The sequence below is a fragment of the Pseudoalteromonas sp. genome, assembly GCF_036960685.1.
Classification (GTDB): domain Bacteria; phylum Pseudomonadota; class Gammaproteobacteria; order Enterobacterales; family Alteromonadaceae; genus Pseudoalteromonas.
In genome coordinates, this window is sequence record NZ_JBALXK010000007.1 from 33581 (window position 1) to 59010 (window position 25430).

18 protein-coding genes are annotated in these 25430 nt (G+C 40.8%); 4 read left to right on the top strand and 14 right to left on the bottom strand.

The window, feature by feature from the left end; genetic code table 11:
• Positions 1–3: 3 nt before the first annotated feature.
• Together V7783_RS07930 and V7783_RS07935 are read right to left on the bottom strand one after the other, a co-directional pair.
• Entirely contained in the window at positions 4–582 is a 579-nt protein-coding gene (locus V7783_RS07930; RefSeq protein ID WP_335678253.1) for an LON peptidase substrate-binding domain-containing protein, read from the bottom strand.
• A gap of 214 nt (positions 583–796) precedes the next feature.
• Entirely contained in the window at positions 797–1093 is a 297-nt protein-coding gene (locus V7783_RS07935) for a hypothetical protein (RefSeq protein WP_335678254.1), read from the bottom strand.
• 253 nt (positions 1094–1346) lie between these two features.
• Here V7783_RS07935 and trhA point away from each other — a divergent pair, with 253 nt between their 5' ends.
• Positions 1347–1976 carry a PAQR family membrane homeostasis protein TrhA gene (gene trhA, locus V7783_RS07940; RefSeq protein WP_335678255.1) on the top strand — a complete coding sequence of 210 codons (630 nt, stop codon included), beginning with the start codon at positions 1347–1349 and terminating at the stop codon, positions 1974–1976.
• On the opposite strand, the gene V7783_RS07945 is transcribed toward trhA, so the two are convergent.
• Both V7783_RS07945 and V7783_RS07950 read right to left on the bottom strand, forming a co-directional pair.
• Entirely contained in the window at positions 1977–2291 is a 315-nt protein-coding gene (locus tag V7783_RS07945) for an MGMT family protein (protein ID WP_335678256.1), read from the bottom strand.
• A complete protein-coding gene (locus V7783_RS07950; protein ID WP_335678257.1) occupies positions 2284–3177 on the bottom strand; it encodes a LysR family transcriptional regulator in 894 nt (297 codons plus the stop codon). The genes V7783_RS07945 and V7783_RS07950 overlap by 8 nt, the downstream gene beginning before the upstream one ends.
• Before the next feature lie 124 nt (positions 3178–3301).
• On the opposite strand from V7783_RS07950, the gene V7783_RS07955 reads away from it, so the two are divergent.
• The gene (locus V7783_RS07955) at positions 3302–4384 is read left to right on the top strand and encodes an efflux RND transporter periplasmic adaptor subunit (RefSeq protein ID WP_335678258.1); all 1083 of its coding nucleotides are present in this window, start codon (positions 3302–3304) and stop codon (positions 4382–4384) included.
• Positions 4385–4386: 2 nt separating this feature from the next.
• Positions 4387–7449 carry an efflux RND transporter permease subunit gene (locus V7783_RS07960; protein WP_335678259.1) on the top strand — a complete coding sequence of 1021 codons (3063 nt, stop codon included), beginning with the start codon at positions 4387–4389 and terminating at the stop codon, positions 7447–7449.
• 89 nt (positions 7450–7538) lie between these two features.
• Here the strand turns inward: V7783_RS07960 and rluF are convergent, their stop codons facing one another.
• The 10 genes from rluF to V7783_RS08010 form a co-directional block, all read right to left on the bottom strand.
• Positions 7539–8462: a 23S rRNA pseudouridine(2604) synthase RluF gene (gene rluF / locus V7783_RS07965; protein ID WP_335678260.1), complete on the bottom strand. Its 924-nt coding sequence runs from the start codon at positions 8460–8462 to the stop codon at positions 7539–7541.
• A 142-nt stretch (positions 8463–8604) separates the two neighbouring features.
• The gene (locus V7783_RS07970) at positions 8605–9684 is read right to left on the bottom strand and encodes a DUF418 domain-containing protein (RefSeq protein ID WP_335678261.1); all 1080 of its coding nucleotides are present in this window, start codon (positions 9682–9684) and stop codon (positions 8605–8607) included.
• 16 nt (positions 9685–9700) lie between these two features.
• Positions 9701–10912 (bottom strand): EAL and HDOD domain-containing protein, encoded by a 1212-nt coding sequence (locus tag V7783_RS07975; RefSeq protein ID WP_335678262.1) that lies wholly within the window; start codon positions 10910–10912, stop codon positions 9701–9703.
• A 113-nt stretch (positions 10913–11025) separates the two neighbouring features.
• Positions 11026–12567, bottom strand: coding sequence for a glycogen synthase (locus tag V7783_RS07980; protein ID WP_335678263.1), 1542 nt, complete (start codon positions 12565–12567; stop codon positions 11026–11028).
• Positions 12568–12598: 31 nt separating this feature from the next.
• Positions 12599–13900, bottom strand: coding sequence for a glucose-1-phosphate adenylyltransferase (glgC, locus tag V7783_RS07985; RefSeq protein ID WP_064665009.1), 1302 nt, complete (start codon positions 13898–13900; stop codon positions 12599–12601).
• A gap of 13 nt (positions 13901–13913) precedes the next feature.
• Complete coding sequence (locus tag V7783_RS07990; protein ID WP_335678264.1) at positions 13914–16436, bottom strand: glycogen/starch/alpha-glucan phosphorylase; 2523 nt, start codon at positions 16434–16436, stop codon at positions 13914–13916.
• Positions 16429–18486 (bottom strand): glycogen debranching protein GlgX, encoded by a 2058-nt coding sequence (gene glgX, locus V7783_RS07995; protein ID WP_335678265.1) that lies wholly within the window; start codon positions 18484–18486, stop codon positions 16429–16431. Before glgX ends, V7783_RS07990 begins: the two co-directional genes overlap by 8 nt.
• Positions 18470–20701 (bottom strand): 1,4-alpha-glucan branching protein GlgB, encoded by a 2232-nt coding sequence (gene glgB, locus V7783_RS08000; RefSeq protein ID WP_335678266.1) that lies wholly within the window; start codon positions 20699–20701, stop codon positions 18470–18472. Before glgB ends, glgX begins: the two co-directional genes overlap by 17 nt.
• Positions 20702–22699 (bottom strand): 4-alpha-glucanotransferase, encoded by a 1998-nt coding sequence (gene malQ / locus V7783_RS08005; RefSeq protein ID WP_335678267.1) that lies wholly within the window; start codon positions 22697–22699, stop codon positions 20702–20704.
• Positions 22700–22709: 10 nt separating this feature from the next.
• Positions 22710–23009, bottom strand: a complete 300-nt coding sequence (locus tag V7783_RS08010) for an isoamylase early set domain-containing protein (protein ID WP_335678268.1) — start codon at positions 23007–23009, stop codon at positions 22710–22712.
• A gap of 490 nt (positions 23010–23499) precedes the next feature.
• Between V7783_RS08010 and V7783_RS08015 the strand changes: the two genes are divergently transcribed.
• Positions 23500–25413 carry a putative bifunctional diguanylate cyclase/phosphodiesterase gene (locus V7783_RS08015; RefSeq protein WP_335678269.1) on the top strand — a complete coding sequence of 638 codons (1914 nt, stop codon included), beginning with the start codon at positions 23500–23502 and terminating at the stop codon, positions 25411–25413.
• Positions 25414–25430: the final 17 nt, after the last annotated feature.

The following is a 25430-nucleotide window of genomic DNA, read 5'->3' on the forward strand; positions in this document are numbered from 1 at the left end:
TAATTAGGAAAATTCGTTATTAATCACAGTATGGAGGAAAGAGTGAATATTCGCAAAGTCAGATTTAAAGGCAAGTTGTTGTTTTTTATCAATTGAGATAGGTAACAGCTCGAGCCACCGGGCTACAACCCAATTAAGTTCATCAAACTGAGTTTCACGGTATAAATCGTTTAATTGTGGATTAGCAGTAAAAAGCTGCTGTAAAGCCGTTTTTAAGCATTTATCTTTATCTAGTAATTGGTGAGGTTGCTGAAACCAAAAAGTGCTGCGTGTTGACGATAACTGGCCATAGCGTAATTGTTGTTTATTTTCGCTTACATCGCTAATTTCAACTACCGACTTCGCGACGACATCAATCAATAATTGCCCTTGTTCGTCTTGTGAAAAGTCAATAATATCGACTAAACAACCGTATTGCGGAACATTAAGATAACTGTCAACATCGTATTGACACAGTACAAATCCTTGCTCGGTTTTTAATGATTCCTTAACCATATCAAGATAGCGAGATTCAAAAATACGTAACCGCGTATACCCGCTAGGTAAAATAAACACCGGTAATGGAAAGATTGCACGTTTCATAAGGCTTACTACATCAGTTTAACTATGCATTACGTTACGTGCACCGCAGCGAATAAGATCAATGTTACTGATCATTACTTAGCTATACCCCAATTAACCTAAATTTAGCCATTGCCCCACATTACGCAGTAGTTCAACTGATGCATATGCACTCAACAAGCTCACTACAGGTGCTAACATTAAAGCTAATAATCCAAGTTCGCTGCTCATTGTCTTAACCCTCAACATTCGACGCATTGTTAGTTGCAACAGGCGATGGTGTGTTTTCTACAACATTAGCTTCAACTAGTTGTTCACTTTGAAGCGAAAGTAACTCGTTTAACAGTTTTTGCGAATCATGAAACAATGATTCTTTTAATTTACTTTGTAATTCATTACTCGTACTTTCTATGTAATGTGCGATATTGTTTGAAAGTGTTTGAGTGATGTCTAATTGACCGTCATTTGCACTTGCTTGTGTAGAGCCAACAACCAAAAGCGCTGCAACAGATAGTTTAATAATGCTTTTCATAATGGTATTCCTTATTGTGTTATTAAGTTAGTCGCTATTACTTAATCAAAGGTTGTGCCAAGTGAAAAATAATTTTTAACATATTGATAGTAAAGAATAATCCAAAACAAACTTTAAGTGCAGGTTCATCTCCCAATACTTTTGACCACTTAAATTAGTCAAAACCACTACTATTTAGGCTATTATTTAGTGTTGATAAGTTCAGCGTACACTTGTACACTGAAAATTACTTTTTACTATCGATGAGTACACTATGAGTGTTGTACCTGCTTATTCTGCAAAAGAAGAGCAACTAAATGCGCTTTCACACGGAGCTGGGGTTATTTTTTCAATCTATGTGCTGTGGGAGTTGCTGACAAAATCGCAAAGCTCTGCTCAGACGCTCAGTGCTGTAATATATGGTGCCAGCTTATTTTTGTTGTTTTTATCGTCCACGCTTTATCACAGCAGTCTTAATCTACGTGCTCGCGCTATCTATAAAAAGTGCGATCACTGTGCTATTTATCTATTGATTGCAGGTACTTACACTCCATTTTTAGTGCTTTCTCTAAGTGGGCTGTGGGCAATTTTACCTTTAATATTTATATGGTCTCTTGCTCTTGGTGGGGTGTACTACAAATTATGCGTAACAAACCAAAACAAGAAAGTGTCACTAGCCACCTATTTATTAATGGGTTGGTTTGCAGTGGCTATTATTTATCCTTTGTATTTAAACGTGCCGCTCAATGCACTGTGGTGGTTACTCGCAGGTGGAATTCTTTATAGCCTAGGGACGCTGTTTTATAGTGCGAAACAACGCCAATTTAGTCACGCTATATGGCATGTTTTTGTTATTGCGGGCTGTGTTTGCCATTATATTTCGATCAGCAAATATATTTATTAGTTACTGCCAACGATAGATGCGCATATTCACTTTGCCATTTTTAAAGATGATCCCCTCGCTTTGCAATAATTGATATTGCTTAAGGTATTGAGGGGACCCTTCAGGAAACGATATTTTACCTTGGCTATTGATCACTCTATGCCAAGGAATAACTGAATCTTTGGGCATTAATTTTAACAATCGCCCCACCAAACGCGCATTACTTGCCAGTCCAGCCATTGCCGCGACTTGTCCATAACTTGCAACGCAGCCAAAGGGTATATTCGCCATCACGGTATAAATCTTATCTTCTTTGCTTGCTTCATTGTCATTCATTTAAAAATTGTTCACTTGCTTGTTTAAAACCTTGCCAGATAGCGCGCGCAACTGGCCCGTGATGCACTGAGTACTGCCTAAACACTCTAATTTGAGCACTAAAAGTATGCTCTCTATCGAGTATTTCAACACGTTGTAATAACCCTGAGTCGAGCTCAGTTTGGCAATGGGCTAAACTTATCATTGCCCAACCCGCGCCTGAAATTAAAAATGATTTTAACGTGGCTATGTCATCTATTTTCATTATAGCGGAGCCTTTTGAGTAAGATAACCGCTCGGAATCAAAACTCATCTCGCTTTCAAACATCGCTAAACAAGGATAATGCTGAAGCTGTTGATAATTAAGTTGCTTAGGCATTAAGTTATTTGCGCACACCAGACCAATATCGAGCTTTCCAATAGGCATACTTTCTAAGTCCCCTGTAGCATGAAATAAATCAAACCACGGACCTATGCCTAAATCAGCCTGTGACTTATTCACTTGCTCCAAAGAAGCAAAGCGTTTTCCACTGCTTACGCTAAACTCTGTACTTTGGTACTGGGTAAAAGCATCACAAATAATATCGTTATACTTTGACGCATGGCACAGCTGTTCGTAACAAATTTTAAAGTTAGCTTCATTGCCGAGCGCTAATTCATTGGCAAGCTGTGTTAGATGAGATTGCGCGCTGAGTAACAGCTGTGCTTCTCGATGAAATAAGCGGCCCTTTTCAGTTAAAACTAACCGATATTGGTTGCGATCGAGCAATTGAAAACCAATTTCTGTTTCAAGCTTTTTGATTGCAAGCGTCAACGCTGGCTGCGATTTATGTAATACACTCGCCGCTTTTGAAAGGCTTTGGGTACGCACAATCGCATCAAGCATTTTTAATTGGACAAGGTTCATAGCGGACTCTCGTGAATCTTCATAAATTTTATTTATGATCTTTTTAAAATTTAATAATTTTTATTTTATATGTTTGCGGCGTATGCTGCACTCAATTTATGTTTTCATAACCACGGAGAAGACCATGAAACTGTCGCCAGTTTTAATCATAACGACATTAATGCTGAGTTTAGTCGCTTGTAAGGAAGCAAATACTGATGCAGAGGTCGAGCAACCAATTCGCCCTGTAAAATTATTTGCTATAAATAGCAATTCCGACGAGACAATTCGTAGTTTTCCAGCCGAAGTGGTGGCAAATCAAGGCTCTTACTTAGCCTTTCGGGTCAATGGTGAGCTATTACAGTTCCCTGCATTGGCAGGTCAACATGTTGAAAAGGGTCAACTCCTTGCAAAGCTCGATCCGGAAGATTTTCAACTACAGTATGAAGAGCGTAAAGCGCGATTTGAATTAGCGCAATCGCAATTAGAGCGCGTGGCGACCCTATTTGATAAATCTATCACAAGTCAGTCAGAGCTTGATCAAGCCCTCGCTAATAAACAGGTAGCAGAATCAGCCTTAAAAATAGCGAAAACAAACTTAGATAATAGTGAATTGCGCGCACCATTTAGTGGCACCGTGGCAAAAGTATTTGTTAAAAACTATGAAAACATTCAAGCCAAGCAAAATATACTGCGCCTAGAAACCCGTGATTTAATGGATGTTATTATCCAAGTACCCGAAAAACTTATTGCTCGCATAGATAAAGATGCTAATTATCAGCCGACAGTGGTATTTGACGGTTTTCCCAATAAATCGTACACGTTAACAATTAAAGAATTCGATACACAAGCCGATCCAGCCACACTCACGTACAAGGTGGTTTTTTCATTACCTGTCCCAGAGGATTTTAATTTACTCGCAGGTATGACCGGTCGTGTCGATATAGATTTGAGCAAGATAACCCACTCTCAATCTCGGTATGTTTTATTACCTGTTGAAGCGGTTTTTTCTGAACCCACTGAGTCTGCAAATAACAGCTATGTTTGGGTATATGACCCAGAAACTGGCAAAGTTAATAAGCAAGCTGTAGCTGTAGGGCAATTGCACCGCAGTGGCATTGAAGTGCTCTCAGGTATTAAACAAGGGCAAACTGTGGTTGCCGCCGGCGTACATTATTTAGAAGAAGGTATGCAAGTGCGTCCGTGGCAAAAAGAGCGAGGCTTATAACAATGAGTTTTGCAGAAATTGCCATTAAACAAAAAGTGGTTAGCTGGATGTTTGCACTGCTGTTGTTAGTCGGTGGTGCGGTGTCTTATTTTGGCCTTGGACAACTTGAAGATCCAGAGTTCACACTCAAAAAAGCCATGGTGATCACCTTGTACCCCGGTGCGTCACCTCAGCAAGTGGAAGAAGAAGTTACTTTCCCGATAGAAAATGCAATTCAACAATTACCCTACGTTGATTACGTCACCAGTATTTCATCTCCTGGTAAATCCCAAATCACCGTTGAAATGAAAAGTACCTATCGCAAACAAGACTTACGACAAATTTGGGATGAGTTACGTCGTAAAATTAACGATAACGCTGCAACACTGCCCACCGGCGTTTACCCAAGTACTATCTTGGATGACTTTGGTGATGTGTACGGCGTAATGTATGCGGTGACGGGTGATGGCTACTCATACGATGAATTAAAAGATTACGTGGATTTCTTAAAACGCGAGCTAGTCCTTGTTGAAGGAGTCAGTAAAGTGACTGTCAGCGGCGAACAACAAGCGCAAGTTATGGTGGAAATATCAACCCGAAAACTGGCCCAACTAGGTATTGCACCCAATAGAATTTATCAATTATTACAATCACAAAACACAGTATCGAACGCAGGTAAAGTACGTGTCGGTGATGAATCAATCAGGCTACACCCAACGGGCGAATTTAAAAACGTAAAAGAGCTTGAAAACCTATTGATCTCAAAACCTGGTGCCAGTGAGCTTATTTACTTGGGTGATGTGGCAACGGTATACCGTGAATACGCAGAAGTGCCGAATAATGTAATGCGCTTTAATCAGCAGCAAGCATTAATGGTGGGTATTTCTTTTAGCACGGGCGTTAATGTGGTCGATGTTGGCGATAACATCCACGCGCATTTAGCATCACTTGAATATCAGCGTCCTCATGGCATGGAAATAAACACGGTATACAACCAACCCGTTGAAGTAGAAAAATCAGTCAGTGGCTTTATTGTTAGTTTGCTCGAAGCTGTTGCGATTGTGATCATTGTACTACTGGTATTTATGGGGTTTAAAAGTGGTGTACTGATTGGCGCAATTTTACTACTTACCGTACTCGGTACTTTCATATTCATGAAGCTATTCGCCATAGATTTACAACGTATCTCATTAGGCGCGCTGATCATCGCCTTAGGTATGCTGGTTGATAACGCTATCGTGGTCACCGAAGGTATATTAATAAACCTAAAACGAGGGCAAACAAAAGTCCAAGCGGCTACAAATATTGTGCAGCAAACAAAATGGCCTTTACTTGGCGCAACCGTGATTGCGATAACTGCATTTGCACCAATTGGTTTGAGCTCTGATGCCAGTGGTGAGTTTGCGGGAAGTCTATTTTGGGTGCTATTTATCTCGTTATTATTGAGCTGGATCACTGCAATTACGCTAACCCCATTCTTTGCTGATCTCATGTTTAAAGAGTCTGAGTTAAAAGAGCAAAGTCACACTGAAGATCCATACCAAGGCATCATATTTAACTGCTATAAAAGCCTATTAAGCACTGCAATGCGTTTTCGTAAAACCACTTTATTACTGATGGTGGTGCTACTTGTCAGTTCCGTGTTTGGTTTCAAGTTTATTAAACAAGCGTTCTTTCCAGCCTCTAACACCCCGATGTTTTACGTTGATTATTGGCATACGCAAGGCGCTGATATTCACGCAACATTAGATGGCGTTGCCAAACTCGAGGCCTTTTTACAAAAAGATGAGCTGGTCGAAGAAGTAACATCAACAATCGGCCAAGGCGCACCGCGCTTTATGTTGACCTACGCGCCCGAAAAATCGTATCCAGCGTACGGCCAATTGATCATTCGGGTTAAAGACCGTGAAGCCGTTGCAACCATGATTGCCAAAGTACGGGATTACGAAACTGCTCATGTGTTTGATGCCAAACTTAAAATTAAACGTATGGAAATTGGCCCCTCTACTGATGCAAAGATAGAAGCACGTTTTTCGGGGGCTGACCCTGTTGTGCTTCGCCAATTAGCAAAACAAGCCAAACACGTCTTTAGCCAAGATGCTGGGGCGTATAATATTCGCGATGATTGGCGTGAACGCTCGAAACTTATTCGGCCACAATTGAATGAGCAAAAAGCACGACGCTTAGGCATTGCTAAAACAGACTTAGATCAACTGTTGTTGACCAGTTTATCGGGTAAAAAAGTGGGCGTTTATAAAGATGGCACTCAACAATTACCGATCATAGCCCGCTCCCCTGCTGAAGAACGCTTGAATGTTGAAAGTCTTCGTGATTTACAAATCTACAGCCCAGTATTAGGTGTATTTGTGCCCGTTACTCAAGTGGTGGATGACTTTGTTGTAGAGTGGGAAGACAGCCTGATTATGCGCCGTGATCGTAAACGCACAATCACCGTCATGGCTGATCACGATGTCATTGGCGATGAAACACCCGCAAAGCTATTTGCTAGAGTAAGAGCTGGCGTTGAAGCGATTGACCTTCCCCACGGTTATGAATTGCAATGGGGCGGCGAGTTTGAATCTTCCACTAAAGCGCAAAAAGCCATTTTTGGCTCATTACCACTGGGCTATTTAGCAATGTTTGCTGTCACTGTATTGTTATTTAACTCTGTTAAAAAGCCATTAGTGATTTGGGCAACCGTACCGCTTGCCATAATTGGTGTAAGCGCTGGTTTATTACTAATGAACGCGGCATTTAGCTTTATGGCTTTATTAGGCCTATTGAGCTTAAGCGGCATGCTGATCAAAAACGGTATTGTGTTAGTCGATCAAATCAACCTTGAACTCAGTGAAGGCAAAGACCCATACCAAGCGGTATTTGATTCAGGAGTCAGCCGTGTGCGCCCTGTTGCCATGGCTGCCATAACCACTATTTTAGGCATGATCCCGTTATTATTTGATGTGTTCTTCCAGTCTATGGCTGTAACCATCATGTTTGGATTAGGGTTTGCTACAGTACTGACATTAATCGTAGTGCCGGTACTCTATACGGTACTGTTCAAAATTGAAGTACCGAAAGCTAATTAGGTGAGATTTATTACAGCGAAGAGCGCATTTTTTGCTCTTTGCTGTTGATTAAAGGTTAAGTTACTTGTTTCAATAACAGCAAAAACACGCTACTTTTTAAGGCTCAATGTACCTGTGCGGGTTGTAGAGTTTCGTCTTGCAGGCTTGCTATTGGTTTGACTATGTTGAGACTTAAAGCGGCCTTTTTTTACATGTTTAGAAAAATCACGTTTTTTGTCATCATCTTTACGTGGTGCTCGCTCTTGCAAAGGTGTGCTAACTTTAGCGGCTTGTTTGTTTTCATCCACTGACAACTCTTCGGTTTTACCAGAATCAGCTATTGAGTCATTGATCAAGGCCATTTCTTGCTGTGTTAAATGGCGCCATTGCCCTACTTTTAATCCTTTTAGCGTCACGTTCATAATACGCGTGCGCTTTAACGTGACTACTTCGTAGCCTAAATATTCACACATTCTACGAATTTGACGATTTAAACCTTGAGTAAGAATTATCGTAAATTCTTGAGCGCCAGTTTGCGTGACTTTACACTTTTTAGTCACGGTATCAAGGATGGGAATACCACCAGCCATTTTATTTACAAACTGGCGGTTCAATGGTTTATCTACAGTCACTACATATTCTTTTTCGTGGTTATTACCGGCACGAAGGATTTTATTAACGATATCGCCTTCGTTGGTTAAAAATATTAACCCTTCTGATGGTCTATCTAGGCGACCAATTGGGAAAATACGGTCAGGATAGTTAACCGCTTTAACAATATTACTTTGAATTTTACGCTCTGTCGTACAAGTAATACCAACCGGTTTATTGTAAGCAATGTATGCACGCTTCGGGACTGCTTTAAGTGGTTTATTATCAATTAAAACAACATCGCTACTTGCAACTTTTACACCCATTTCAGGGCGAAGGCCATTGACAGTTACACGACCATCTTCAATATATTTATCCGCTTCGCGTCGTGAACAAAAACCGGTGTCACTAATAAATTTATTTAATCGTTTTAAATCTGTCATTACCATTTCATCTTAATTTCAAAGGCCCGTATTGTATACCCAAACCACCTCAAGATACGAGCTTGAGGTGGAATTAAAAGCGATTTAGACAAGACTATTAAGCCTGTCTGTAATAAAAATAACCTGAAAAGGTAAACAGCAATTAACGTGCTAACTTTCGCCAAATAAATTCCAGTGGTCCTTGCTTAAAATAACGCAGGTAAATCACGCTGAAAACCAGCTGTGCAAGAACAAGTAAGCTCACAAGTAGCCAGTACTCAATACGGTTGAAGCTTAGGATCCAATGCGGAAAAAACACTTTGAACAACAATAGTAAACAAACTGTCTGCATTATATATAAAGTCAATGCGAGCTTTCCCGAGCACTGCAAGGCTTTAAAACGAAAACCGTACTTAGTCGTTAGAGTAACCACCATATGGATCATTAAAAGTGCTGTAAATAAGGCGGCTAACCAATTTACCGGTTCTTTTAAAGCCATAATTAACGGGCTGGATTGATACTCAAAACTAATTCTGATAGCGCTTAATAGTATCGCAATAAGCAGCACTCTACGTGGCCATAATTTCGCTAAGCCGGTTACAAAAAAGTTATTTTTGTAGCCATAAATACCGAATAGCATTAATCCTGCAGTCATCCATAAAGTTATCAGCGGAATTACAATTATCATCACCAGAAACAGAGCACTATTGTTGGCAAACATGTCGATTACAGAGCCATGATGCTCATTATAAATTGCAATAAACTCAGCTGAATCTCTAACGTGACTGATATGCGGTTCGATGAGAGTGATTAATACGGTGATCCCCATGGCTAATAGTAAAAACTGCCAGCCGCGTTTGAGCAACAGCTCATCGCTTGCATCAAGGTACTTTAACACCAGCCAGCCTGCACACGCATAGATCAGTAAAATATCCCCAGCCCACAGTAAAAAACCATGTAATAAACCAAATACCGCTAATATTTTTAAGCGCTGTGTGATCTTATGCGTTTGTTGCCAGCGCTGCCATTGAATATATAAACCAGCGCCAAACAATATACAAAATAAGCTACGAAAGCGGCCATCAACAAAAATTAGACTGATCCATTGAATAATATGATCAGAAAGTGGCGGGTTAGTTAATGCTACATAACCAAACTCAAACAAACCGAAGAAATAGGCGTTCATGTACATTAAACCAAGTACAGCAAGGCCGCGAGTAATATCCATATTTTGATTGCGCATTAATTGCTCTACTCTATTAATTGTACTGGTGGGTGTTTGACCAGTCTAACGCATCTCGATAAAGTTTTGGTAGTAAATCACTGTTTATATTAATAAATACAACTGCCTGTTCCATTGCCCACCAACTACCAGATTCATAGGCTTTCACTGTTTCGAGAATATAATATAAAGTATTTTTCTCTTGCATTAAGGCCGTTTTGATTGAGTCCGGAAACGGTAAACGTGTTAGTAGCTGCTCCATGGGTCTATCTAGAATCGCATCTAACAGTGAAAATAATCCGGTTAAAAAAGCACTGTTGGCTTCGCTGGGCGCAACTTTTTTCGCAATTAACTCACAAAACCTAGCACGGATAATACACATTTTTATTAATTCGCAGGGCTTGGTTTGCGCAACATGGGCGGTGATGATCAAACTAACAAACTTTTTAATATGATCATGACCTAAATAAACCAATGCCTGTTTCAGTGATTCGATCTCTTTTTGTACAGGAAACACACCACTGTTGATCAACCTCAACAACTTAAATGCCAGCGCCGTATCTAATTGAAACAAACATGCAATCGCATTGATATCAGGATTTTGTTTCATGACTTGCGCATAAATTGTCAACGCCAGTGCATAATTGATATCAATATCTTTTTGTTGAATGACCGTGGGTTTTGCAAAAAAATAGCCCTGAAAATAATCAAACCCCATACTATGAGCCGTTTTAAAATCATCAATTGTTTCTATTTTCTCAGCTAACAGCTTTAATTTATTGTATTTTCTTAGCTTTTTTATCAGCGGTGCAATTTGCTGTAATGGGGTGATTTGAATATCAAACTTAATGAGTTTTATTAGTTTTAAAAACCTTTCCCACTTTGGTTCATAGACAAAATCATCAAGTGCTAACACAAAGTTTTTATGAAACAGTGCACGACATAGTTGGTAATTTTCTTCAGTTGGTTCAATTGTTTCTAACAGTTCTAGGACCACATCTTGTGATGGTAAAAAAGCACATAAGTCCATTTTCAACGAATCAGGGCCAATATTAATGAGTGCTTTTTTGCCTGACGTTATATGACGGGTGCCAAAATTAAGCTGATTTTCCATAATCAGCTTGGCGGTCGCAACACTTTCTTCAATATCTGGAAAGTAATTGTCGGTACTATTACGAAACAATAACTCGTAGGCAACAACATGCTGGCGACGGTTAAAAATTGCTTGGCGCGCAACAAATACTTGCACTTATTCACCCTTAAACTCAGTCACTGGTCATTGCCTAGAAAAACCAGTACTAAGTAACTAATATATAATGTTATTGCAGTACATTATAGCTAGTAAGATGATAAATAGCAGTATTAATTATAAAGTTTACCTAGATAATCCTTTGCTACCTGTGACCAAGTAAAACGAGCTGCCTTTGCATTAGAAGTAATTTTCTGCCACAGTTTTGGCTGCTCTCGCCTCACTGTTAAGGCATTTTCAAAACACCTTACCAAAGCTTCACTTTGCATTTGTAACGTGTCACCACAAAAGCTAAAGCCATTTTTTAAATCTGTAATGGTATCGTTCAAGCCGCCAACTTGGTGTACTAAACATGGTTGACCTGCTCGCATAGCAAGCATTTGGCTAATACCACACGGCTCAAAAGAACTTGGCATTAAGAACAAATCCCCTAATTCATACAGTAAATCGCCAACATTATTACCATAGCCTTTTAAAAATAGCAGATTACTATTACGTGCCATCGCAGCTGTCATGATGTTTTCAAGTGTAGGATCACCCGAGCCTAAAATAATCATTCGCCCTTGCTGCTCAGCTAATTTTTGGCAAAGTTCATCTAGTACATACTGATTTTGATAAGGCTGGCGCAGCAACAAAGCTTTTTGGTCAGTCAGGCGCCCTACACTTGTTACTAAAGGCCCGCTAACAGGTTGTTGAATAAATTTTAGCAACCGTTGATGAGCAATATAATAGCCACTTTGTAAGGTGACTTTGCTTGCCATCCAAGCAAATAAAGCCTGCTCTATTGCAGCGTAAAGATCGGCTAACTGACTATTTGCGAGTTGTTTGTCGATGTTGTATTCGCAGCCATTTAATATACCTACCAGTTTATTCTTCGCACTGGCATGCTTTAAATCTTGCTCTAAGCCCTCTCCACCAAAGTAGCCATTATGCGGCTGGCTGGCTTGCAATACTTCTTGCGCGTAAGTTGGCGAGACTAAATGTATTTTATCGACTAAATTAATTGCGCTGCGCACCGGGTTAAAGCAATGCGGATAACGCGGATCACACAGCAATTCACCGTTATAGCTTAATGCAGGAAACCATGCCTCTAGGCTTGAGTTGTCGCCCTTAAATGGCCGTATTCCTTGCAACGCAATATTGTGCACCGTATACACGGTACGTAAAGAAGAAAAAGATGCAAACCGCTGGTCAAATTTTAATAGCACTGCCACACAGGCACTGTGCCAATCATGCAAATGCAATACATCAGGGCGGGTGATCACACCTTTTAACAATGCCTCACATAAGCTTGCATTAAATAACGCAAACTTAGTCGCATCGGTAGCAAACGGCCGGTCTCCATCATCGTTGCAGTACACGTCACCATTGTGTTGGCTAAATAATGAGTGCGATAACACAATTTGCCTCACCTGTTGTTGCCCTACATACACTTGCCACACTTGAACTGAGTGGATACTGCCTGCAAATGGTACCTCTACAGTACCTAGTTGTATTCGCTCTAGTGCACTAAAACCGTAATCAGGAATAACCACATCGACGGTTAAGCCTTGCTCTACCAATGCTTTTGGGCAATCCCTTAGTACATCAGCAACGCCGCCGACCTTGGCATTTGGTAAAGCGTCATTTTCGGCCGCAACCATTAATACATGCATCTTTTTCTTGTTTCCTACTGCTGTTTAAACTTCAGGCCAATTGCTTGCTCTCACGTTCTAGGCGCTCAAGCTTTTTTGAAAGCTCAGTGAGCATTTCACGAGTTACTAACACAATACCTTTTTTCGATACTCTAAAGCCATTTTCTTCATCTGCTTTACGATCATAGCCAATTTCAACACCGGCTGGCACTTCACAACTACGGTCAATAATAGCACGGCGAATACGGCAATTACGTTGAATAATTGCACCCGGTAATATCACCGATTCTTCGATTACGCAGTATGAGCGAATATGAACATTTGAGAACAATAATGATTTTCTCACCACCGAGCCTGAAATAATACAGCCGCCCGATACCGTCGAATCAACAGCCATGCCACGTCTATCGTCATTGTCAAAAATAAATTTTGCCGGTGGCAGTTGCTCCTGATAAGTCCAAATAGGCCAGGTTGGATCATATAAATCTAACTGTGGCTCTGGCATTACCAGCTCCATATTAGCTTCCCAAAATGAATCCAGCGTACCTACATCACGCCAATAAGGTTGTCCTTCATGGCCTGGATCACGAAATGGGAACGCAAATACATTATGCTCTTCAATGATCGCTGGAATTATATCATGACCAAAATCACGGCCTGAGCCTTCATTTTCAGCGTCTTTTTTCAACTGTTCAAATAAAAAATCGGTATTAAAAACGTAATTTCCCATTGATGCTAAACATGTTCCCGGCTTACCTGGTATTGAACTTGGCATTTTCGGCTTTTCATCAAAGCGTTTCACACGTTTAGCTTCATCGACCGTCATAACACCAAAGGTATCGGCTGCTTCTTCGCACGGTACTTCAATACAGCACACTGTCATATCAGCACCGGTTTCAACATGTTTCGCTAATAACGCACCGTAATCCATACGATAGACGTGATCGCCAGATAAAATCATCACATATTTGGGTAGCTCATGGCGGATGATATCCATATTTTGAAACACCGCATCGGCGGTACCACAATACCACTCGTCACCATAGCGTTGTGATGCTGGTAAAATTTCAACAGACTCACCCAACTCTTTTTTAAAGTGGCCCCAGGCGCGATTAACATGGCGAATTAACGAGTGAGACTTGTATTGAGTGGCGATCCCGACACGGCGAATACCTGAATTAATACAGTTTGATAGCGGGAAATCGATAATACGATGTTTACCACCAAAATAGACCGCAGGTTTTGCCCGCCAATTAGTTAATTCATGTAAACGTGATCCGCGCCCACCCGCTAAAATGAGTGCATAGGTTTCCCGTGTAAGACTACTTATGTAGCGATTTGCATAACTTGGCATAATTATCTCCGTATTAATCTGTGCTATTAGTGGCTGTGTCGGCCATTTTAGATGTTGTTAATGCTTGTAAATGCCAAATATCATCACTGTATTGGCCAATCGTTCTATCACTTGAAAAAACCCCACTGGCTGCGGTATTTAAAATACTCATTTGCGTCCAGTGTTGTTGATCTTGGTAGGCGTGCTCAACAGTCCGCTGTGCTTGAACAAAGCTGTCAAAATCATGGGCAACTAACCAAGGATCGTGGGGACTTTTGATTGCGCCAATAATGTCGTCAAATAAACCAGGTTCAAATAAATTAAAGTGGCCGCTTTCCAATAGCTGCATCACATTAAGTAAATCAGGGGTGCTATGAATAATATGCAGCGGATTGTAGCTTTGCTTGATACTTTCAACCTGCTCTGCTTGCGCGCCAAATAAAAAGAAGTTATCTGCGCCAACGGCATCACGAATCTCTATATTTGCGCCATCTAAAGTGCCAATCGTCAGCGCGCCATTCATCATAAACTTCATGTTTCCGGTGCCTGACGCTTCTTTACCCGCGGTTGAAATTTGCTCTGATAAATCCGTTGCAGGACAAATCGTTTCCATTGCTGTGACATTATAATTGGGTAAAAACGCAACCCTTAAGAACGGCTGCGCCAATGGATCTTTATTGATCACATCCGCTACATTATTGATAAGCTTAATAATACGCTTTGCCATGTAATAACCCGGTGCCGCTTTGCCACCTAATAACACACAACGTGGCACCAGGTTTTCCGTGTCACCACGGCGAATGCGATCATATAAATGGATCACATGCAGCACGTTTAATAATTGCCGCTTGTACTCGTGAATACGTTTTACTTGCACGTCAAATAACATACTAGTATCAAATTCAACGCCGCATCGTGTTTTCACTAAATCCACTAAACGTTGTTTGTTTTCAAGCTTAACCTGTTGCCATTGCTGGTGAAAATTAACGTCATCAAAATAACGGCGTAATTGACTAATTTGCGCAAAATCACCGACCCAATCTTGACCTATTTTTTCACCAATCAACTGAGTGAGTTTTGGATTACAGTGAGCTATCCAGCGGCGCGGCGTAACGCCATTGGTTTTATTGTTGAATTTTTCTGGCCACAACTCATAAAAGGTTTTAAATAAACCATCTTTAAGTAATTCCGTGTGTAGTGCGGCAACACCGTTGACTGAAAAGCTGCCAACAATGGCTAAATACGCCATTCTTACTTGTGGATCATGGCCTTCTTCGATAAGCGACAAGGCTTGTTGTTTTGCAACATCGCCAGGCCATGCCAGTGCTACTTGCGCTAGAAAACGCGCGTTTATCTCATAAATGATTTCTAAAATACGTGGTAGTAACCGCGCGAATAACGATACGGACCATTTTTCTAAGGCTTCGGGAAGTAAGGTGTGATTAGTATAGGCCATGGTACTTGTGGTGATCTGCCATGCAGCGTCCCAATCTAAGTCATAATCATCAATCAGCAGGCGCATTAATTCTGCAACCGCAATACTAGGGTGAGTATCGTTGAGTTGAAAAACATGATACTCAGCAAAGTCGCTAAAATCTTCGCCGTGTTGTGAAACCCACACACCGACGATATCTTGCAAACTTGCTGAAGATAAAAAATATTGCTGTCTTAGGCGCAGCTCTTTGCCATTTTCACTGCTGTCATTTGGATAAAGTACCATGGTAATTTGTTCAGCAAGGTTTTTATGTGCCACAGCCTCGGAGTAACTACCGGCATTAAATTCCCCTAAATCAAACTCATCGGTGGCTTCTGATTTCCAAAGTCGTAACGTATTGACGATATCATTTTTATAGCCTGGAATTGGCACATCATAAGGCACAGCTAATACATCTTCAGTATCTAACCATTGGCGATGAACCCGGCCGTGTTTATCGGTATAGCTCTCAACATGGCCAAAAAACTTAACTCGCTTGGCTTGCTCTGGTGCACTGAGTTCCCACGGGTGACCTTCACGTAACCAATTATCAGGCTGTTCAATTTGATGACCATTTTCAATTGATTGATTGAACATGCCATATTCATAACGAATGCCATAACCGGTAACTGGTAATGCTAAGCTTGCACAACTATCTAAAAAGCAGGCTGCTAATCGTCCTAAGCCACCGTTTCCAAGCCCTGCATCGTGCTCTGCTGCGGCAACATCTTCTACTTGAGCACAGTAAGTATTGAGTGCCTGTTTTACTTGCTCATCTAAATCTAAGTTTAAAATAGCATTGCCAAGTGCCCGCCCCATTAAAAATTCCAATGAGATATACGCGGCTTTTCGGCGCTTTTCACTGTGTATTTGTTGCTTTGTTGCTCGACAACGGGCGACTAATCTATCGCGGATAGTCAGCGCTAAGGCGTTATATAAATACAGTTGCGATTTTCCTACTTTATCCCGACCAAGGGTATAATAAAAGTGCCGCGACAAATCATCTTCAAGCGTACTTTCATCGATTAAAGGGGCATCTTGCCAGCTTTTTGCAACACACATTTGTTCACTGTTATTAGCCATTTCCTTGATCCTCTAAATTAGCGGTAAAAACCCAACTGCTTTGTGCAGCAACCTCAAACTGTTCTTTATTCTTAAGCTCTGCTTGATCAACGCTGCTAAGCGCTAAGCACCATGCAGCTGCACCTTCAAGCACTGGTAACTGGCACTTCACCGCCACGTTACTGGCATTTAAAATAATCAGTAAAGCGGTATTCAACTGAGTATCTTTTAAGCTATACATCAAAAATTGTTTCGAGCCATCATGCCAGTCACTTTCTTGCATCGCTTTACTTTGCTCGGTATACCAATCAACGGCGAAACGTTTGTCTGAGTCATGTAAAAATACACTGTGTTTGAATACACAATGCTGTTTTCTGATACTTAATACATCATCTATAAAGCGAGTTAGGCTGTGACTACGTTGTGAGTCTTTCCATGCCAGCCAACCAGTACGGTTATTTTGACAATACGCATTGTTATTACCGCCTTGTGAATGCCCCATTTCACTGCCAGATGAGAGCATCGGTACCCCTTTCGAAAGCAGTAAGGTCAATAACAAGTTTTTTTGTTGCTGCAACCGCAAGGCGGCAATTTTGATATCATCAGTAAAGCCTTCAAAGCCGCAATTAAATGAGTAGTTAGCACTATGACCATCGCGATTGTGTTCGCCATTAGCCTCATTATGCTTTTGTTCGTAGCTGACCAAGTCAGTTAATGTGAAGCCGTCATGACTGGTAATAAAATTAATGCTATTGAGTGGCCCTCGGTGATTATGATCAAATAAATCAAATGAGCCATGCAGGCGTTTTGCAAGCTCAGCCAACATATTGTTTTGGCCTTGCCAAAAACGCCGAACAACATCGCGGTATTTGTCATTCCACTCTCGCCACGGCGCTGGGAAAGCACCGAGCTGATAACCACCAGGGCCGATATCCCATGGCTCTGCGATAAGCTTTACTTGGCTTAGAATTGGATCTTGATTAATCGCTTGTAGAAAACTATGAACTTGGCTAAAACCATGTGCCGTGCGTCCTAAAATGGTGGCAAGGTCAAACCTAAAGCCATCTACGCCCATTATTTCCACCCAATAACGCAGGCTATCAAGGACCATTTTTAAACTAAAGGGGTCGTCAATATTTAAGGTATTACCGCAGCCCGTATCATTTATATAGACCGCAGGATCATCATTTAAAGTACGGTAGAAACCTGGGTTATTTAAACCACGCCAAGACAAAATAGGGCCATCACTACCCGCCTCAGCAGTATGGTTATACACCACATCTAAAATAACTTCGATACCCGCTTCATGTAACTTAGTGACCATTTGTTGAAACTCAGCAATTTCATCAGTTACTAGGTATTCTTTATGGGGGGTAAAAAAGTTTAACGTATTGTATCCCCAGTAGTTTTGCAGTCCTTTGGCGGTTAAAAACTGTTCGCTAATAAAACTATGTACAGGTAATAATTCTAATGTAGTAATACCGAGTGTGCGTAAGTGCTCAATAAAACTTGGGTGGCTTAAGCCTAAATAAGTCCCTTGTAACTGAGCCGGAATATTTGGGTGACGAGCCGTTGCACCTTTTACGTGGCATTCGTAAATAACGGTTTTACCCCAACTATGTTGTGGTTTTTTACCTTGATAAGGCAGTATCTGAGCCACTTTAGATTTAGGAATATCAATAGCGTTGTTTACCGTACTTAAAGTACCTATTGGCATTTGTCCATAATGGCGCTCACTCCATGTAAATTCACCAAACAGATCTTTTGCATAAGGGTCAATTAACAGTTTTTGACTATTAAAAAACAGTCCTTTTTTCGGTTGATATTCACCATCAGCTCGATAGCCATATAATGTGCCTACGGCAAGCGGTGCAATATGCAAACTCCATATACCACCTTCATTATTATTCATAGCCAACTTTAAAACTTCAGTGTGGCCGCTGGCATCAAATAAACACACATACAGCTGTTTAGCCAAAGGGGCATAAACAGCAAAATTAACACCGGCTTCGACTACACTGGCACCAAGTGGCGAAACATGTCCTTTATTTAATTCAATTGATAGACTCATCAGGCACCCTTTTTAAGTAAACGGTCGCAAGCGCGGGTAATGAGATTTTCAGGCTGTGTTGCTGGCCATGACTTGCCATTGGTTGAGTTGAGATTGTTTTATTAGCGTGCGAAAAAACACGAACGCCAGAGCCAAAGAGTTGCTCATCATCTGTATTTAAAATGACTTCAAACTCACCAGCGGTTGGCACACCAATACAGTAATCATGATAAACAGCCGGCGTTAAATTGCTGATCACAACCACATAATTACTGGCTTTTTTAGCAAAACGAATAAAGCTAAAAATACTCTGCTGGGCATTTTGGTTATCTATCCAACTAAACCCCGCAGGATCAGTGTCCAACTGATGCAGCGCCCCTTCATTACAGTAAACATTATTAAGCAAGGTAATGGTTCGCTGCACACCTTGATGGGATAAATGTTCTAGTAAGTGCCAATCAATTGATTGATCGTGGTTCCATTCATTTCGTTGTGCTATTTCGCTGCCCATAAACAGAAGTTTTTTACCAGGATGCGCCCACATAAAGGCGTAGTAAGCACGGAGATTGGCAAATTTTTGCCAATCGTCACCCGGCATTTTTTCAATTAAAGAGCCTTTACCGTGTACGACTTCATCATGACTTAATGGCAATATATAATTTTCGCTGTAGGCATACACCATGGAAAATGTTAATTCATGATGGTGGTGCTGACGATACAATGGATCGCGTTGCATATAGTGTAAACTGTCATTCATCCAGCCCATATTCCACTTATAACCAAACCCTAAACCATCATGATCCACTTGGCGCGTAACACCGGGCCACGCGGTCGATTCTTCAGCTACCATCATGATCCCAGGGTTATTAGCATAGCTACGTAAGTTCACTTGTTTTAAGCACTCAATGGCCCCTAAGTTCTCACGGCCACCATATTTATTAGGGATCCACTGACCTTCTTTGCGACTATAATCCAGGTATAGCATAGATGCCACGGCATCGACACGTAAGCCATCAATAGCAAACTCTTGCAACCAATACATCGCATTTGCGACCAGGAAACTTCGCACTTCTGGGCGATCATAATTGTAAATATAAGTATTCCAATCAGGATGAAAACCTTGTCGCGCATCGGCATGCTCAAATAGGTGCGTGCCATCAAAGCGATGTAAGCCGTGAGGATCACTTGGGAAATGCCCTGGCACCCAGTCGATCAACAAGCCAATATTTGCTAGGTGACATTGCTCTACAAAATAGCGAAAATCTTCCAAACCACCAAAGCGACTAGTTGGTGCAAATAAACCAACAGGCTGATATCCCCACGAGCCATCAAAGGGGAATTCGCTGATCGGCATAAGTTGAATATGAGTAAAACCATGTTCGATTACATAGCTAATTAGCCGCTGTGCTAACTCTTGATAATTTAAGTAACGGTCCCCCGCTTCGCGTTGCCAAGAGCCTAAATGCACTTCGTAAATACTGATCGGCGCATCAACTGCATTGCGCTTTGTCCTTTGAGTGCGCATTTTATCAGTCAATTCAATCGCTGCAGGGCGCGTTTGTAATACCGAAGCGGTGCCTGGTGCTTGCTGCATTTTAAATGCAAATGGGTCTGCTTTTTCAAGGATTTCACCGCTGAGTGTGGTGATCGAAAATTTATAACATTGCCCTTGTGTCAGCGCTGGAATAAATAGATCCCATACCCCTGAAGCGGGGTTAAATCGCATAAAATGCTGGTTACGCTGCCAATGATTAAACTCACCAATTACCGAAACGCTACTTGCATTGGGCGCCCAAACACTAAAACGGACACCTTGAACAGCCGATAATTCAATAAAATGGGCTCCAAGATGACGATAAGCATGCTCCAATGTACCTTCATTAAATAAATACATGGCGCTGTTATCAAGGCTACTTTCAAAGCGATAAACATCTTCACAAGTAAGCTGACAGTCACTGTAATCAACCACTAATTTATATGCCGAGATTGCCTTATTGCTCAGTTGTAAAATGAATAAATCAGAGTCAGGGTAACGTGTACAACTAAGTGTTTGCTTTGCCAGTTTTATACTTAAATTTGTGGCGCCTGGCATGTAACAGCGGATCTCACTGTCGGTATCTGAAATTGCATGTAACCCTAAAAAACTAAATGGGTCTTTAAAGCAGCCACGCTTTAACGCATCAACTTGTTGCTCATAGTGCTGTAACTTTGCAGTTTTACGAACAAGACTGTTCATTTAATTAGTCCTTATGGAATTAATAGCACTGAGCAGTGCACTATGGCGCGCTAAAATATGCTCACTTGAATGCGATAATACCCGACGCCAATTCGGGTACTCTTGATCTGTACCCGGAATGTTAACTGGTAACGTTTGCTCATCTAAGTCATCTAACTGAATTGTAAATAACCGCGCAGGTGCATGCGCTAAGCCTAATGTTACTGCTTGATATACATCTTCTGCCGGGCTGTCTAGCGAGAATGAGTGCTCTTCACAGCTTGACAGAAAGCGCAGTAATCGTTGTTTTTCAATTTTTCGTTCTGTTTGCAGTTGGGCAAGCTGCTGCTCGTCTAGCAACTGATATTCATGCTTTAAAGTAAGATCAAACCCTTGCCACCAGCCGAAGAAAGGCGGTACATCGTGATTAGCAACCATTAATAATGATTGAGCAGGAAATGACTGCGCTGTTAAAAACTCACCGTGAAAATCTTTTTCAAAATAAAATAACCCGTTTGAAAAAATTGCTTTGTCTGCAAGCGCGGTTTTCACTTCTGGTGGCACCACGCCAAGATCTTCTCCAATGACAATACACTGATTCAAATGAGATTCAATAGTGAGTATGGCCAATAAATAGTCAAAAGGATAATAAACATAACAGCCATCTTGTTGCTGTTGGTTTTCAAAGCACCACCATAAGCGACGAATTGCCATAACGTGATCTATACGTAAGCCGCCAACGTTTTCCATATTGGCACGTATTAGCGCTTTGTAGTAACTAAAATTGTTATCACTGAGTTTAATTGGATTAAGTGCAGGTAATCCCCAATTTTGACCTTGCTCAGCCCAAGGATCCGGTGGCGCGCCGACATAAGCTGAATCAGTAAATAAGGACTGTTGATTCAAAAACTCACTGCCGTCACCGGCGCAACCCACCGCTAAATCATTGATCAGCCCGATGTTCATACCATGATCTCTGGCACTGGTTTGGCACTGTTTTAATTGCACATGTGCTTGCCACTGCAAGTAATTAGCAAATTCAGTGTCATTGACTTTTAATGTCGCAAGTGTTGCTTCATGCAGCTGACAGAAATCACTAAAATGCTGTTTGCGTTGCTCGCTGCCATGGTTTTTAAAATGCTGGTACAGTAACTTAAATGCAGCATACTTAAACTGATTTACGTCGCTGTAATCAATATATTGTAAGTCTTGTATACGTTGTTTAAATTCGCTTGTAGCAGCGCTTTGTAAGTAATGCTCAAGCTCAATATTATTTGTGCTATCTGCACATAAATTAATAGCGATATAAAGCGGATTTAATAATGCACGGCTATTGGGGCTGTACGGGCTAGCTCGCTCTGGTTGCTGACAAAATAATAAATGCAGTGGGTTTAATAAAATATAGTCCAACTGCTGCTGCCCAGCTTGCTCCACCAACGCTAATAAATCAGCAAAATCCCCGACTCCTAGCTCAGCTTTATTTTTTAAACTATAAAGTTGAATAGACAATCCGGTTTGTTTTTCATCACCGACTTGATAGCTATGTTTTGGTGTCACCCACAACTGAGTTTGCTGTGTAGTATCAGCCACCTGCACAGTCGCATCAAGATAGCCAATTGGCAAAGCGGGCAAAGGAAAAATCAGCTCTAGGTAAGTGATTTCATTAAAAACATAATCACCACAACAGTGTAGATCTGCCAATGAGTGTGTGACACTCGGTAAATCGATAGTAGTAAAAGAAACTGTGCATTGCAGCGCTAACATACGCTTATCGACTCGTACTTTAACAGCGGGTTGCTCAGCGCTTACTAAACTGCAATTTGGTACCAGTTGTAACCACTTATTCGCGTCTAACAGAATATTAAGGTGATCTATTTGTGTCTTGTCCGTGACATCGACACCGCAGCAACTTAGTGCAGCACTGCGGGTTTCATTACTAAAAACAACATGTTCACCGTTATATTTAGTGTATTCATAGCCAATACCGTGTAGATAAAACAGCTGTGAAAGTGACTCCATTAACCGCGCCTTAAATACGTTGTGTATTAACTATACTATTTTCTGTGCCAAAGCTGTTTGCAATGTATCCGTCAGCGTGATGATCGTTATCCCAAATAGTCCCATTAACTAAATAGCGAAAATGAAACTGTTGATCATTGGGTAAACGCTGCTTGAGTTTAAAGCACTGCTCTTTTTTATTAAATTTCATAGCCACAGGCTGCCAATCGGTAAATTCAGCAACTAACTGCACGTGATCTGCCTGAGGGTGCTGGAATTCAAAGGTAACTTCAGCTTCATCTTTAGTTTTAAAAAATCGTTTACTTAACATAGCGGGCTCCAAATAAACCTTAAGGTTAATTAATCCTTGCCACCGTGCCGTGCTCAACTACTCAACATATGCAGGGGGTTATAGTGTATTTATAACATTTGTTTAGTTAAACAAAGTTATATTGATGCTTTATGACAGTGCAATGAAATAAATACTGCACCTAAATCGTGCAAGAAAATTACGAAATACTCACCTAGTTATAAGCAACTAAAATAGGAGCAAGAACTAAACCAAGTTTTACTGACTGTCTGAATTTTAAACTATAAAGTAGTTAATAAATAAGCAGGGGTAAAGTGAATTAATTTAATACTTAAGTTGAGTAAACACTCGATAGTCCCTGAGCTGATGGCGTTTATAAAAATAGATGTTCCTTTTACAAAGCTATTGTTAAAGAAATGTTTTGTTAGTTAGTCTGACAAACTATATACTGACAAAAATGGGCAGTACCTAATAATAAACTCATATAATTGGGATAAAATGGTTTAATGGAATGACTAAACTTTTTCGCTTACTCAGTATTACCTTTATTGCTATCATTGTTTTTTGTTATGGCATGAATATATTATTAACAAACCAAGTCAATACTATTAATCCGCAGCAATCGAGTATTGCGATCAGAGCATTTGATACCGCCACCACAGAGCTTTCAATGCCCGCTTGGTACAACCCAATTTTAAGCGGCCATAATGTAATCAGTAAAGATGGAACCGATTACCTACTCATCAAAGTAACAGAAACACAATTTATTACCGCGCCAGCAGCAGCACTGATAAGTGCCACGATTTTGTCACCTGCCAATTTTATTTTATTGATTTTAATTGGTTTATTTTTTACTTGGTATCTAGGTAAGCAGTTAAATAGCAAACGTGAAAAACAATTAATTGCCCAGCTAAATTTACAAACCCAGAAAGTAATCGACTCGTTTAATATTCAGCTTCCTGATTTAGATCACGCAACAGAAGTTACTCGCCTAAGTCAGGCAATTAATGCGTTAACCACTCACGTTACAAACTATGCTCGCGAAACTCAAACTAGCATCAGCCAAGACAAACTCACCCTATTAATTGACCGTCATGCTTACATTGAGCACCTTGATAGGCAACTTAATGGTGCTGAATTAAAAAAGATCCACTGTGCGTTACTATTTATCGATTTAGACGGTTTTAAACAAGTCAATGATTCCTTTGGTCATAGTTTTGGCGATGAAGTACTGATCCAAGTTGCAGAGCGCCTTGCCTGCGTGTTGCGCCATCATAAACTTAACGATATCAACCCAACGAGCTTGTTAGAGCAAAACTTAGCACGCTTAGGTGGCGATGAGTTCTCCATTTTTATCAATAATATCGATGTTGACTCTAAAAGCTTAGATGTAGCGCAGCATGTACTAAATGAGATAGAACGTGATTTTGTACTCGGTAATAAGCTGATAAAAATTAGCGCCAGTGTCGGTATCGCAGTGTATCCAGAAAGCGCCTCTACGCCCCATGCACTTTTACAAATGGCCGATGTTGCCATGTACCGTGCAAAGACTGATGGCCGTGGTATTTTTAAAGTCTACTCGCCTGAAATGGGTAATAAAATGCGTCGCTATCATTACTTATTAGAAGAGCTACGTTTAGCCATTGCGTGTCATAATTTCCATTTATCATTTCAGCCCATTGTCCATGTAGAAGACTGCGCGATAGATTATTTCGAAGCGTTAGTCCGTTGGGATCACCCTGTTGAAGGGGCAATCTCACCCGTTGAGTTTATTCCCATTGCGGAAGAGTCAAACCTAATTTTAGAACTCGGTGACTGGATAATGCTTGAATCATGCCGGCAAATGGCTGCATGGCATAACGCAGGTATGCGCAAAGTAAAAATATCAGTAAACGTCTCTGGTATTCAGCTCAAACATCGCCCTATTCATGAGTGGGTCATGAAAAAACTCGCTAAAACAGGGCTACCACCAAGTTCTTTGATGTTAGAAATTACCGAATCAACCTTGATCACAGCAAGCGATACCATTATTAATGAACTTGAAAAACTGCGTAAAGAAGGCGTCACCATTGCCATTGATGACTTCGGCACAGGCTTTAGTTCTCTAAGCACATTAGCTGATTTACCTATTGATGTGATAAAAATTGATCGACTGTTTATCGCGCAAGCGAATGAAAACCCAAAATACAACGAAATTTTAAATTCTATCAGTGAGTTAGGTACTAAATTAGGGCTTAAAATTGTCGCTGAAGGGGTTGAAGAAATTGCTCAGTTTGAGCTTGTAAAGCGCATGGGTATCCGCTGTGTACAAGGTTATTTAGTTAGCCGCCCACAATCATCGATTAACGTTGGCAGTAAATTATTACAAGGGAATGTTAATCATATTGCAGCAACTGGCACTGGGGTTTGGAATCTAGAAACCTGATAATCATCCTTTTGCCA